The organism is Acetobacter sicerae, assembly GCF_011516765.1.
Classification (GTDB): Bacteria; Pseudomonadota; Alphaproteobacteria; order Acetobacterales; family Acetobacteraceae; genus Acetobacter; species Acetobacter sicerae.
Genome location: NZ_JAAABN010000001.1, coordinates 163605 through 177205, shown reverse-complemented (window position 1 = coordinate 177205; position 13601 = coordinate 163605). Strand labels below are relative to the sequence as shown.

Below are 13601 nucleotides of genomic sequence, written 5' to 3'. Positions count from 1 at the left end.
GGATTTGCGAGGCTTATTATGGAGCCGTTGTAAAGATCGCGGCTGATGAGAAGAACGGGCGCAAGCCTCCTGCTTTTGGAATCGATGCCACCTCATGAACCAGACCTATCTCACGCCCGAGCGGATTCGCTGGCTTCATCACAAAAGCGCAGCCATCATTCTGTCTCCGAAATATATCTCCATTGAATCGATGGAAATCTGGCGAGGACAGTATTTTTCCCGGACAGGCTGGTGCGCCCATGCGCCGGGCGATGCGACAGACGCATGGATCGGGGAAAACTTCCGCAAGGCCCTGGTGAGCAGCGAATATTTCAACAAACCGGGAGTGCCCTGCCTTGATCGTGAGGCCATTGCAGCCATGAAAGAAGTTTCCAATCGCAGGCGTCTGGCTTTCGAGGACGATATTGCCCGGAGTTACGGTTACAAGGATATAGATCAGGCCGGACGGAGATGCGATCTGGTGTTTTCATCCTGGCATTATCTTGTCGATGATTTCGTCATTCTACGAGCGAGCAAACGGTTGACCGGCACTCATCGCGCGTGGCCCGAAGACAGGAAATATGCCGACAAGCACATGCATGTTCCTTTGTCTGTTTCAGACGAGGAACTGGGCTACGCGGTAAGGGTCGCGCTTTCACGCTGCGAGGCCCCGGGGCGGCAGAAGATCAACACGCCGCCCGAGTTGCTTCCGCTTCCATGGGGAGAGGAGAAGGCGTGACGGATTTGTCTCCCTATCAGCATAGATAAAGGACCACCGAAGAGCAGTGGAAAGCGATCTGTCTGGCTCTTCAGAAGGCGGAAGTCCGTGTCGCTGCTAAAGGCAAAACCATTGATTTCAAAGTGAAGGATATTGCCTGACAATGGTCGCTCCGGGTGCAAACGGTATCGTACATTATGCGCATCTGATCCGTACGCGAAAGTACGTGGCGGTGATTTCGATGGATAATCGCGGTGGCAGTTTTTTCTCTGTCAGCGGGTGGTCCACATTTATCGATCGCAAGGAGGCTACGCCGGAATGGATCGGGGAAAATCTGAAAAAGGCCCTTGAAACAAGCCGGGATCTTTTCATGGAGTGGGGTGGATATCCTTTGCCACAGGAAAAGATCGATGCGGAACACAAAAAATCCGCTCCGCTCTACATGGAATTCTGGACCCGGGTTCAGGAGAGATACGGCTTCAAGGACTGGCGGGACGCACAGACCAAATCCGCTCTGGTTTTTGTCTGTTGGGAACCTGAGCAGACGGATCAGGTCCGGTTCGCCGCATCGAAGGGACGGGGAACCAATCATTCAGCCTGGTATTCGAACGAGAACCATGGGAAGGTCTTTCATACATCATTCAATGCCAGCAATCAGGAATTCGGAGACGTCGCCATTCGGGCTCTCAATGTCTGCCGCCCCAATTATCTGTAGGCTGATGCAATGCCTCGCTCTGTCACCTATTTCCCCGGTCAGGCACTCTTATGACCCAACTCTTGCGCCCCCAACTCTCGCGCCACAGGATGACGTTCAATCACTGAGAACGAATTCACTTCACGACAACGCGCGACAAGTCGGTCAACTCTGAGGCCACGACTACCAGAGCGACCTCTGAGCCGTGGCAGCGCATGTTCTGTCCAGTGTTAGGAAAAAGCCAGTCGGCATACATGCAGGCTGAGTGTTCCATGGTCTTTTCATGACGTGGATGCGGAGAACGTGCCACAGGGCTTTCGCCATTCGTTCTGCGACATAATTCTCGCCTTTGTTGCAGCCTCACACTATCGTGACAGTTCACTTTTTTATATTGCGTTCGGTCCGATGAAAACGAGTACCCTCCCTCTTCGCCGACGCTTCAACCGTTTCACCATGCAACTGGCCGGCGGCATGATGCCCCCTGCGGTGACGCACTGGCTTGGCGTGCGCGCCATCAGCATCACGCCGGAACAGATCGGTGTGCGCGAAGGTCTGCGGGCGGGCGTCGCCGTCGGTTCGGTAATGCTGCTGGCCTGGTACCTGGATATGCCACTCATGGCCTGGTCGGCCTTCGCCGCCTTCTGGACCTGCCTTGTCGATCCCGGCGGCCTGATGCGCCTCAGGCTTGCGACCCTGCTGAAATTCGGTTCTTCAGGCACGCTGATAACCGGGCTGCTTTCCGTCGCCTCAGGGTATGGTCTGGCGCCGGTGTTCACCGCTCTGGGCGTCTGTATTTTCATCTGCGGACTGGCGCGTCAGCGTGGACCGGTCGCCACGCAGATCAGCGTTCTCGCCGCCATCGTCGCCGTGGTGGCGGTCTGCTATCCACAGACACCGCTGGGAGGCGTGCATCTTGCGGGCATGTTTGTCGGCGGGTCTGTCTGGGCCGCCCTGATCTGCATCTTTGCCTGGCCCGTCGATCCGTATGTTCCGCAAAGACAGGCCTGCGCCGCGATTTTTCGTGAGCAGGCGAACATGATCAGTCGGCTTCCGTTGCTCTCGGAACATAACGCGCTTGATCGTGACGCGCTCTACCATGAGATCAGTTCCTACAGGCGCGATATCCGCAACCGGATCGAGCAGGCCCGCAAACGCGTGGAGATGCTTTCGGCTGACGTTCTGAACAGTCGCACGCACGGAACGCTCCTGCGTACTGTGGAAGCGGGCGACCGGATTTTCGTCGCGGCCATGGGTTTCGAGCATGCCGCCTTTACGGCCCCTCTTCCCCCGATCGCTCGCCGGACAGCCGGACTGATTGCCGCGACCCTGAGGCGCGCGGCACGCGAAATCGCCAGTCCGCAACCCCGGCCTGAATGCCTGACCCGTCAGATCCGTTTCCTGCGTACCGCTGGCCCGCGTGATGGTGATCTGTTTGCCCGGTGCGCCCATCTGTGTGCGGACGCCCTCACGGACCTTCAGCAGACGTGGCAGACCACAGCAGAGGGTAAGCAGATCGCCACCAGTCCGGCTCTGCCCAGGAGACAAGGCTGGCCGAACGCCATTTTCCTGAGACACGCGGCGCGGCTTTCAGTGGCGGTATTGATTGCCTACGCTATAGCTCTCTGGCTCGACCTGCCCTACGCCTACTGGGCGATGATGGCGGTGGTCGTGGTCATCCAGCCCAGTGTGAACGTGACCTTGCCCCGCGCACTGGAGCGGGTGGCGGGCAGTGTGGCGGGCGGCCTTCTTGCGGCCATCATGGGTGTGACGCTGCCCATGCCGGTGATCCTGCTGCTCATCTTTCCGCTGGCCGCTGTCACCATTGCCCTGCGAAGCGTGAATTACACGTTGTGCGTCATGTTCATGACCCAGCTTTTCGTGCTCGTCACCGATCTTGTCAGCACGACTCATGGCTGGGACGTCGCGCTTTCACGGGCAGCCAACAACACCATCGGCAGCCTAGTGGGACTGGCGGCCTGCGTCCTGCTCTGGCCGGAAGCGAAAGCACCCTCTCTGGCGGAACAGATCATGGCGGCGGTCGCTGCCAACCTTCGCTACGCCATGCTGGCGGCACGGGAAGAAAAAGCGCCCTGGCATGAAATCGAGCACGCCCGGCGTGAGGCTGGCACGTTCTCAACGAAGGCCGAAGTCCTGTATCAGCAGACGCGTCTGGAGGGGCTGCGCAGGTCTGATTATCTCAGAACATGCGGCGACATTCTCTTCATGCTCAGGCGGCTTGCGGGAGCCGCCAATGTCTGGTGGCTGGAGTATAACGACGCCAGCCTTTTGCTGAGAGCGGAAGAAAGAGCCGCTCTTTCCGCCGTCGTTCAGGCTGGCCCACTGACAAAGAAAACCGGACTCAGTGAAGCCGATCTGAAAGAGACACTGTCCTTGCTGGCAGCGCTGGCAGCCGAAAAGACCTGAGGGCACAGTCGGGTTTCAACGACTGACCCGTTCCGCCGGAATTTTCAGAACGATCGTCACACCCAGCAGGGCCAGCACCACAAGTCCGTAAAGGGCCATATCGGTTCTGCCCGTTGCATCCTTGATCCAGCCCACGAAATACGGGCTGAGAAAACCGGCCAGTTGCCCCAGTGAATTGATCAGCGCCACACCACCGGCAGCAGCCTCGGGGCTCAGAAAACCATTACTCAGTGGCCAGAAAAGCGGCAGACCGCTCAGCGCCCCCGCTGTGGCGATGGTCAGCCCCGCAACCGAGAGCAGTGCGTTATCGTGAAAAGCGGCGGAACAGGCGAGCCCAAAGCCAGCCATAAAAAGCGGAACAGCGAGATGCCAGCGCCGTTCGCGGCGTCGATCTGAAGAACGCCCGGCCGCAATCATGAAAAAACAGGCTCCAAGATAGGGAATGGCGCTCACCCATCCGATGACGCCTACATCGTGAAAACCGATGTTTCTGATGATGGTCGGCAGCCAGAAATTGATCGCATACACGCTGCTCTGAATACAGAAATACAGCAGGCCCAGCATCCATATGGCCGGACTGCGCACCACTTCGGAAAAGCTGGCCGAGGCCTGTCTGGGGCGATTTTGCCGATCCTGAGTCAGCGTCTCTGACAGCAGCCTCTTTTCCTCTGCGTCCAGCCAGGCAACTTCCTCGGCGGAATCACGCAGGAACAGAAACATACCAACACCAAGCAGCACTGTCGGCAGTCCTTCCAGAAGGAAAAGCCACTGCCAGGCTTCAAATCCGTGACGGTTTCCACTGAACCAATCCATGATGAGGCCGGAAAGCGGACTTCCCAACACACCGGAAAGCGGAATGGCCGCCATAAAAAGGGTGAGCGCCCTGCCCTGCCGCTGCGCTGGAAACCACTGCGTGAGGTAGAGCACCATGCCGGGGAAAAACCCGGCTTCCGCAGCGCCAGTCAGAAAGCGCAGGATGTAGAAGCCCGTGGTTGTTTCAACGAACATCAGGCTGGTTGAAAGCCAGCCCCACACCACCATGATCAGCGCCAGCCAGCGCCGGGCCCCGATTTTCGCCAACATGAGATTGCTGGGAATTCCGCAGGCAATGTAGCCGAGGAAGAAAATCCCCGCTCCAAGCCCGTACGCCGTCTCGCTCATGTGGAGACTGTCCAGCATGCTCAGCTTGGCGAAGCCGACATTCACACGATCGAGATAGTTGAAGAGATAACAGACGAAGATGTAGGGAATCAGCCGCAGCGTAACCTTGCTGAATATCTGATTCAGACGAATGTCCTGAGACGGATGCGTCTCAATGACGTTTTGCTCTGGCATGACCTGTCACCGGTTCTTATTGTTTTTCTTGTTCTCATCCAGAGCATGAGACGAGGCAACAAAACAATAGTTCCGGCAAAGAGTGAAACGGAGTGGATCTCCGATTTCATGCAATCACTGGCAAAATCAGGGCAGTTGCAGAGCTTCAACCATTCGTGTGGCTATCAGGGCATGAGCATGGCGTGTCGGATGATATTCATCTCACCACAGATAAGCATCAGGTTTTGCACAGGCTTTCCGGGGTTTGGGTAGCGTGATCTGACAGGGCACCCCCACATTGGCCAGACCTGATCCTTGCTGGAACGGACCAGTTCTTCCATCGCCAATACAGACCGCTTTCCGGTGCAGCGGGCAGCACGATCGTATCCGGGATTTTCGCTTTTACGGTTTCCTCCGAGAACGCCAGAGCAGCCCTGTTATCACTGTGGCTATCACCAAAAACATAAACGTGACTGAAGGAAAGTGGCTACGCCCGGACTTCAGTCATTCCTCAGACAAGACTCATCATGACAGTAACGCACCCGACCAGACGACGGACGAGACGGCTGTTACCAGTCATGAGAATTCCCTGCGGTCATGGGTGTGATAGCACAAGACGTTTCGATATAGAAACAATATACTTTGATACACGTATTTTCAATATTCTTACGGCTCAGATGAATCCCGACATCATGGAGCCGGAAGAGCGACGCCCGCTGATAGTCGGAACCTTGCCACCACCCTCATCCCTTCCTATACCTTTTTCCCCGCCATTCTGGCAGCAAGAGCCGTAAGAGCCACTCAGGACAGTCCGGTCATGACCGAAGAGTTCCATCGTATCCGTCGCCTTCCTCCCTACGTTTTCGCGGAGGTCAACAAAGCCAAGGCCGCAGCCCGAGCGCGGGGCGAGGATATTATTGACCTCGGTATGGGAAATCCGGACAGCCCGACTCCCTCGCATATCGTGAAGAAACTTGTGGAGACCGTCGCGGACCCACGCAGTCACGGATATTCGGTCAGCCGTGGTATTCCCGGTCTGCGCAAGGCTCTGGCTGGCTATTATGACCGTCGTTTCAACGTAAAGCTTGATCCGGATACGGAAGTCATCGCGACACTGGGTTCCAAGGAAGGGCTCGCCAATCTGGCCTCGGCCATCACAAGCCCCGGCGACACCATTCTGGTTCCGAACCCGTCCTACCCGATCCATCAGTTCGGCTTCATCATCGCGGGCGCATCCGTGCGTTCCATCCCGGCCTATCCCGATGACGAGATGCTGCGCGCCCTTGAGCGTGCCGTGCGTCATTCAGTGCCGAAGCCGACCGCACTGATCGTCAACTTCCCATCCAACCCGACCGCGTATCTGGCTGACCTCGATTTCTACAAGGAAATCGTCAGGTTCTGCCGTCGCGAAGAAATCTTTATCCTCTCCGATCTGGCCTATGCCGAGATCTATTTCGGTGATCTCGTGCCGCCCTCCATTCTGGCGGTCGAAGGCGCGAAGGATATCGCCGTCGAGTTTACCTCTCTGTCGAAAACCTATTCGATGGCGGGCTGGCGCATGGGCTTCGCCGCCGGCAACCCGCGCCTGATCGAAGCGCTGGCGCGGATCAAGTCCTATCTCGATTACGGCGCCTTCACACCAATTCAGGTCGCCGCCGTCGCAGCGCTCAGTGGTCCGCAGGATTGCGTGGCGGAAATCCGTCAGCTCTATAAAGACCGTCGTGATGTGCTGCTACGTGGCCTGCACGCCGCCGGTTGGGATGTTCCCAAGCCGGAAGGCTCCATGTTCGCCTGGGCGCCGATCCCGGAAAAGTTCCGGGATATGGGAAGCGTCGCCTTCTCCAAGCTGCTGCTGCAGGAAGCTGGCGTCGCCGTTGCGCCGGGTCTCGGCTTCGGTGAGCACGGCGAAGGGTTCGTGCGTATCGGTCTGGTGGAAAACACCCAGCGTCTGCGTCAGGCAACCCGCGCCATCAAGGGCTTCCTGAACGCCAACGGCATTAACGGGCCCAGCCAACAGGGCCCACAACAGAAACAGTCTGCTCTGGAGGATACCGCGTCGTGAGTTCGTCTAAAGGAGACGTCGCTTCCAAAACCCCGCTGCGCCTTGGCGTTGCGGGTCTCGGCACAGTAGGTGCCGGTCTTGCCATTCTCCTGCGTGACAACGCGGATATCATTACAAAGCGGGCCGGTCGCCCGATTGAAATCACGGCTGTCGCCGCCCGCGACAAGACACGTGATCGTGGGATCGACCTGAGCGCCCTCACCTGGCACAGCAATGCCGTCGATCTGGCGTCTGATCCGAATGTGGATGTGGTTGTCGAGTTGATCGGCGGCTCCGACGGCACGGCTCGTGCGCTGGTTGAAGCCGCTCTGAAAGCTGGCAAAGCTGTAGTGACGGCGAACAAGGCGCTTCTGGCCGTGCATGGCGACAGCCTCGCCCGTCTGAGCGCCGCCAACAATGCGCCGCTGCTGTTTGAAGCCGCTGTCGCTGGCGGCATCCCCGCCATCAAGACCGTTCGTGAAGGTCTGGCTGCCGACCGCCTGCTTTCCATCGGTGGCATCCTGAACGGCACCTGCAACTACATCCTGACCGCGATGCGGGAAACCGGTCGTGACTTCAGCGACGTTCTCGCCGAGGCGCAGGAACTGGGCTATGCAGAAGCCGATCCCTCCACAGACGTTGACGGCATCGACGCAGCCCACAAGCTGACGATCCTCGCTTCCCTCGCCTTCGGTCAGCCCGTTCAGTTCGACAGCGTGCATGTCGAAGGCATCCGCAGCATCGGCGCACTCGATCTGACCTTTGCCCGCACACTTGGCTATCGCATCAAGCTACTCGGTCTGGCCCGTCAGTCGGATCGCGGCGTTGAAGCCCGTGTCGCCCCCTGCCTCGTACCGGAAGCAACCCCGATTGCTCAGGTCGATGGCGTGTTCAACGCCGTCATTGCTGAAGGCACCTTTGTCGGCCGTCTGATGGTTGAAGGCCGTGGCGCTGGCGCAGGTCCGACTGCGAGTGCGGTCGCTGCCGATATCATTGACATTGCCCGCAGCAACACTGTCCCGGTCTGGGGCACCGATGTGGCCACCTTGAAAGTCACGCAGAGCCGTCCGGCGTCCGAGTGGCACGGCGCATTCTACCTGCGCCTCAGCGTGGCCGACCGTGCTGGCGTCATTGCCGACATTACCGCCATCCTGCGTGACTGTGGTGTTTCCCTCAGCAGCATGATCCAGCATCCTTCGGCCAGGCAGGCTCAGGATGTCCCGCTGGTGCTGGTCACGCATCCGACTGATGAAAGCGCAATGCAGGCTGCCCGTCAGCGCATTGCTGCTCTGGATGTAGTGTCAGCGGAGCCTGTCCTGATCCGTATCGAGGATTTCTGAGCACGTCGCGCCCCTCGACCTTATCTCTTTCGGGTGGTACCCTACTTCCTTAACGAGGCTTTAAGCCACGTCATTTTTTCTGACCGGAGCAACAGATATGTCGGCCGAAACGAATTCCCACCCCTACGTCGTCTCGGACCGAAATCTGGCTCTCGAGCTGGTCCGCGTCACGGAAGCCGCCGCTGTGGCGTCCGCACACTGGACCGGTCGCGGCAAGAAGAACGACGCTGATGGCGCAGCCGTCGAAGCCATGCGCAAGGCCTTCGATACGGTTGCCATTGATGGCACAGTCGTCATCGGTGAAGGCGAGATGGACGAAGCGCCGATGCTTTATATCGGCGAGAAGGTTGGCGCTGGCGGTCCCGCAATGGACATCGCGGTCGATCCGCTGGAAGGCACCAATCTCTGCGCCAAGGACATGCCGAACGCGATTACCGTCGTGGCGCTGGCCGAACGTGGCAACTTCCTGCACGCACCAGATGTCTACATGGACAAGCTGATTGTCGGTGCAGGTCTTCCTGACGATGTGATCGACCTTGACGCGTCGATCGGTGAAAATCTTCGCAATCTCGCAAAGGCGCGCGGTCGTCATATTGGCGACATTACGCTGTGCGCGCTTGAGCGTGAACGTCATGAAGAGCTGATCGCCAAGACCCGCGAAGCTGGCGCCCGTGTTCGTCTTATCTCTGACGGCGATGTGGCGGCGGGCATTGCTGCCTGCCTTGAGACCTCATCTGTTGATATTTATGCCGGTTCTGGCGGCGCGCCTGAAGGCGTTCTTGCGGCGGCGGCTGTCCGTTGCATGGGTGGCCAGATGCAGGCCCGCCTGATGTTTGAAGATGATGCCCAGCGTGAACGCGCCCAGAAGATGAACCCGAACAAGCAGCCTGACCGTAAGCTCGGACTGCTGGATCTGGCTTCCGGCGATGTGCTCTTCTCCGCCACGGGTGTCACCACCGGCTTCCTGCTGAAGGGCGTGAAGCGTATGCCGCACCGTGCTGTGACGCATTCTCTGGTGATGCGTTCAAAGTCCGGCACACTTCGCTTCATTGAAGGCTATCACAACTACAATACCAAGACCTGGAGCGTTTCCTGACTGTTTCTTCGCGGCTCATAAGATGATTCTGGAAGACAGGGCGTTGGAAAAAGTCGAGGACAATGTTCTTCCAGAACCTGTTCTTGGCGTCACGGAGAGCCTTCTGGGGCATCGTTGGGTATGGCGGGCTGGAGCCGATGACCCAACGACGCTTCGACTGGGAAGCGCCATCGCGCAGTCCTGTGGGCTTCCCGAAATTGTTGCGCGCATCATGGCGATGCGGGGTCTGAAGGCAGAAACGGCTTCTGCTTTTATCGAACCACGTCTTCGCAGCTTTCTGCCCGACCCTTCCTGCCTGAAAGACATGGATATTGCCGCGGCACGTCTGGCGCGGGCAGTCGAAAACCATGAAACAGTCGGTATTCTTGGCGACTACGATGTCGATGGCGCCTGCTCTTCCGCCTTACTGACGGATTATCTCCGTCAGTTCGGGTGTATCGTGCATACCCATATTCCTGACCGGATGAAGGAAGGTTACGGCCCGAACGAGCAGGCCCTTCTCGGTCTGGTTGAACGTGGAGCATCTCTTGTCGTCTGTCTGGATTGCGGCACGGCCGCTGCTTCCATACTGGCCTGCCTGAAGCAGAAAGCCGATGTGGTCGTAATCGACCATCACAAGGCGGAACTGTCACTTCCAGAGATTCATGCGCTGGTTAATCCCAACCAGCCGGACTGTTCTTCCAGTCTGAATCATCTCTGTGCAGCGGCCCTTACTTTTGTCACGCTGATCGCAACGACAAGAACGCTGCGGCGCAACGGATATTTTTCTGAAGATCGGCCTGAGCCGAACCTGCTTGCCTGTCTCGATCTGGTCGCCCTCGCCACCATCTGCGATGTCATGCCGTTGCAGGACATCAACCGCGCCTTTGTTCATCAGGGTCTGCGCGTGATGGGAAAACGTCAGCGTGTCGGACTGCGCACGCTTATGGAAGTTGCGAGTGTCGTTGAGAAACCCAACGCTTTTTCATGCGGTTTTGCATTGGGACCACGGATCAATGCAGGCGGCCGGATCGCTGAATCGGATCTCGGCTTTAGACTGCTGGCTGCAGAAGATGATTTCTCTGCCCGCCAGATGGCTGAGCGTCTCAACGACGTCAACCGCAAGCGGCAGGATGTGGAAGCCGAAATTCTGGATGCCGCGATGGAGCAGGCAGGGTTCCAGTTTGATGCAGGCAATGCTGCGCTACTTGTAACAAGTCATGATTGGCATGCTGGTGTCGTCGGAATTGTTGCAAGCCGCATCAAGGATGAATTCAACCGCCCCTCTTTTGTCGCTTCCGAGGATGAGCATGGAAAACTCAAAGGTTCCGGACGCTCCGTGCCGGGCTTTGATGTGGGGGCCGCAGTCATTGCCGCCAAGGAACACGGCCTGCTCATTGCGGCAGGCGGTCATGCGGCGGCGTGTGGTTTTACCCTCGCCCGAGAGAACCTGCCTGCGTTTCACGCTTTCCTGAATGAGCGTTTTGAAGCGGTGAGAGCCTATCCCAGAAAACCGTTCCTTTCAGTGGACGCCATCGTTCCTCCCAGCGCTGCGACATCCGATCTGGCGAAAGCTCTGGGTGTTCTTGCACCTTTTGGACAGGGTAATGAAGAACCCGTTCTGGCCATGGCAAACGTCAAGGTGGATCGCTTTTTCCGGATTGGGGCAAATAAGCGATCAATACGCCTGACGCTGTCTGGTGATGGTAACCGCAAGATCAATGCCGTCATGTTCAATGTCAAAAACGACGCCATACTCGACACATTGGAAAATCTGGCCCGACCCACCTTGAATATTGTGGGGTGGTTGCGCGTCGATACGTGGCAAGGGCGTGAAAACACGACTTTTTTCATCCGTGATCTGTCTGCCTGACCATTGGAGAGCGGTCTCAAACCCGCTATTGACGCCTTATGAGTATTTTCAGGACTGAAATCTGGAAAACGGGTGTCATTACTGCTCCCATAGAGCGCATAATCGAAACCGGTTCTATTGATCCGTTTCCGATTCACTGGTTGCCTTTAAGCGGTTCTTTTCGCTCCTTATCTGATCCGTTTGGTCTGTGGCACAAAGGCGATCTGTATGTTCTGACGGCATATTATGACTATCGAACACGTAAAAGCGTCATAAAGGCTTTTCGCCTGAATGGCATGTTTCAGGTCATGGTGGAACGCATTGTTCTTTCTGAAGCGTGGAACCTGGCTTATCCAACTCTCATTGAAGAAGACGGTGAAATCTGGATGCTTCCTGACCCTTGCGGCTCAGGAAGGCTGACGCTCTATCGTGCCATAGACTTTCCCTGGCGCTGGGAGGCTGTCCCGGATTTTGTCTTTCCCAGCGCCACAATTAACGCAACACCCGTGAAAATCGATGGTCAGTGGTGGATGTTTTATACTTCCGCTGATCCAGCCACTGAGGTGCTCAAACTTGCTCGCTCAACACATCTGGCTGGCTCGTGGGAAAACATCCCTGTGCAGCGTGCTAAAAACGATAAAAATGGCAGCCGGATGGGCGGCACTCCAGTCGTCCAAGATGGCGCAGTCATATTGCCCACTCGCACCGCCCCCAATGCTTATGACAATTGTATCCGTCTCATCAGTGCCTCCCTCCCTCTATCGACCACTTCCAGCTTTGATCCCGGCAATGAACTGAGGGCGCCAGCTCGTTGCGTCCCATTTGCACAAGGACTGCACACGCTATCTGCCGCAGGCGATGTAACTTTCATTGACGCCAAACGTATTGAGAGGAACTGGTTATACAGGCTCATCATCGGCATTAAATACAAAAAGTAGATATTTTATATAATTCCGTGAGAACCACCAAAATAATTATTTGAGTAAATATAAATTATTTGAAATAAATTTCAGATTCTTAAAATAGCTAAGCAGATTTTTTCTGTCATCGTGTTTTTTTAGGGATAGGAAAAGCATACGCGATTTCCACACATCCTTATCCTCAGAACCGGGCAGCTTGACCATCCCATGTCACTACTTTTCCGGGACCACAAATGCCACCTACAGTTCCACCAAAACCATAGACAGTAGCTGGTAGCTTTACATTACTCCACGATACCTTGGTTTCCACATAACACGGCTGTTTCGGCGCTTTTGGATTCCACCCATTCACAGTGATCGTAGAGCCCGCACTCATATACAGAGAGCCTGCAGCCACGCCGGGAAGAGCATTCAAGACGATCTCTGGTTTTGTATTCTCACTATTTTCCAGATGCCCCGTAAAATCTGTTGGACCATTCAAAATCATCTGCTGATTGTTATAATCGAAACTAGTTCCCTGAAAATCGAGCTCAATACTCGATTCCTCGTCAAGACCAACAATCGAATTATTGTAAATGGCTCCTCCTACAAAGGTACTACGCTCTCCAGAATTTTTTGTACCAGGAGGCACAAAGATTCCAATATTTCCACCACCTATGATGACATTGAACATATCAACGCCCCAGACTCCATTCCCAATAACCAATCCATGGTTGAAGCCCTGAATAGATACACTGGAGAGAGTAAAAGCAGCGTTAGTAACATAGTCTCTCGAAACATTATAATTCATCGTAATTCCATCAATTGATTTATTTCCACGCAGAGTGATGTGTTCAAGTTTATTGATTGTGGCGTCATTTCGATGACCATATCCTTCTTCAGATATGTACAGACATGTTTCATTACTCATGCGGCATTCAAATACAGCATCGCGAATAGTAACCAACTCTGGATCAATTTTTAGCGTTTTTAAAAGAGTCTTTTTTTCCCCACGCAGATCAATAACGCAGATGCTTTTTTTTGCATAACAGGCGTCCAATTGGGCTTGTAAAATAGAGCTATCATCAGCCGCTCGGGCAGAGTGAATAGCGCTTATAAAACACATCATTACCAGAACATTACGATAATATGTCATTGTTATCAGCCCAATATATTATGCATTTTTTATATATTTATTCGCATATTATCAAAAAATGCAAGCTTTATGAATAATTCAAATTACACCCTATAGGTAAAGGTATTTT

10 protein-coding genes are annotated in these 13601 nt (G+C 55.6%); 8 read left to right on the top strand and 2 right to left on the bottom strand.

Annotation, left to right across the window (positions count from 1 at the left end):
• Window positions 1–94: 94 nt before the first annotated feature.
• From GVI59_RS00720 to GVI59_RS00710, 3 genes are all read left to right on the top strand, one after another.
• The gene (locus GVI59_RS00720) at window positions 95–718 is read left to right on the top strand and encodes a contact-dependent growth inhibition system immunity protein (protein ID WP_173572390.1); all 624 of its coding nucleotides are present in this window, start codon (window positions 95–97) and stop codon (window positions 716–718) included.
• Window positions 719–860: 142 nt separating this feature from the next.
• Window positions 861–1412 carry a hypothetical protein gene (locus GVI59_RS00715; protein WP_173572389.1) on the top strand — a complete coding sequence of 184 codons (552 nt, stop codon included), beginning with the start codon at window positions 861–863 and terminating at the stop codon, window positions 1410–1412.
• 384 nt (window positions 1413–1796) lie between these two features.
• Window positions 1797–3815 carry an FUSC family protein gene (locus GVI59_RS00710; protein ID WP_242012854.1) on the top strand — a complete coding sequence of 673 codons (2019 nt, stop codon included), beginning with the start codon at window positions 1797–1799 and terminating at the stop codon, window positions 3813–3815.
• Between the two features lie 15 nt (window positions 3816–3830).
• Here GVI59_RS00710 and GVI59_RS00705 read toward each other — a convergent pair whose 3' ends face one another.
• The gene (locus GVI59_RS00705; protein WP_173572388.1) at window positions 3831–5150 is read right to left on the bottom strand and encodes an MFS transporter; all 1320 of its coding nucleotides are present in this window, start codon (window positions 5148–5150) and stop codon (window positions 3831–3833) included.
• Between the two features lie 796 nt (window positions 5151–5946).
• Between GVI59_RS00705 and GVI59_RS00700 the strand changes: the two genes are divergently transcribed.
• From GVI59_RS00700 to GVI59_RS00680, 5 genes are all read left to right on the top strand, one after another.
• Window positions 5947–7191 carry an LL-diaminopimelate aminotransferase gene (locus GVI59_RS00700; protein WP_173572387.1) on the top strand — a complete coding sequence of 415 codons (1245 nt, stop codon included), beginning with the start codon at window positions 5947–5949 and terminating at the stop codon, window positions 7189–7191.
• Complete coding sequence (locus GVI59_RS00695; protein ID WP_173572386.1) at window positions 7188–8510, top strand: homoserine dehydrogenase; 1323 nt, start codon at window positions 7188–7190, stop codon at window positions 8508–8510. The genes GVI59_RS00700 and GVI59_RS00695 overlap by 4 nt, the downstream gene beginning before the upstream one ends.
• 97 nt (window positions 8511–8607) lie before the next feature.
• Window positions 8608–9606 (top strand): class II fructose-bisphosphatase, encoded by a 999-nt coding sequence (gene glpX, locus GVI59_RS00690; RefSeq protein ID WP_173572385.1) that lies wholly within the window; start codon window positions 8608–8610, stop codon window positions 9604–9606.
• Window positions 9607–9628: 22 nt separating this feature from the next.
• The gene (gene recJ, locus GVI59_RS00685; RefSeq protein WP_173572384.1) at window positions 9629–11458 is read left to right on the top strand and encodes a single-stranded-DNA-specific exonuclease RecJ; all 1830 of its coding nucleotides are present in this window, start codon (window positions 9629–9631) and stop codon (window positions 11456–11458) included.
• Window positions 11459–11496: 38 nt separating this feature from the next.
• Complete coding sequence (locus GVI59_RS00680) at window positions 11497–12375, top strand: glucosamine inositolphosphorylceramide transferase family protein (protein ID WP_173572383.1); 879 nt, start codon at window positions 11497–11499, stop codon at window positions 12373–12375.
• A 163-nt stretch (window positions 12376–12538) separates the two neighbouring features.
• Here GVI59_RS00680 and GVI59_RS00675 read toward each other — a convergent pair whose 3' ends face one another.
• Window positions 12539–13492 (bottom strand): hypothetical protein, encoded by a 954-nt coding sequence (locus tag GVI59_RS00675; RefSeq protein WP_173572382.1) that lies wholly within the window; start codon window positions 13490–13492, stop codon window positions 12539–12541.
• Window positions 13493–13601 lie beyond the last annotated feature (109 nt).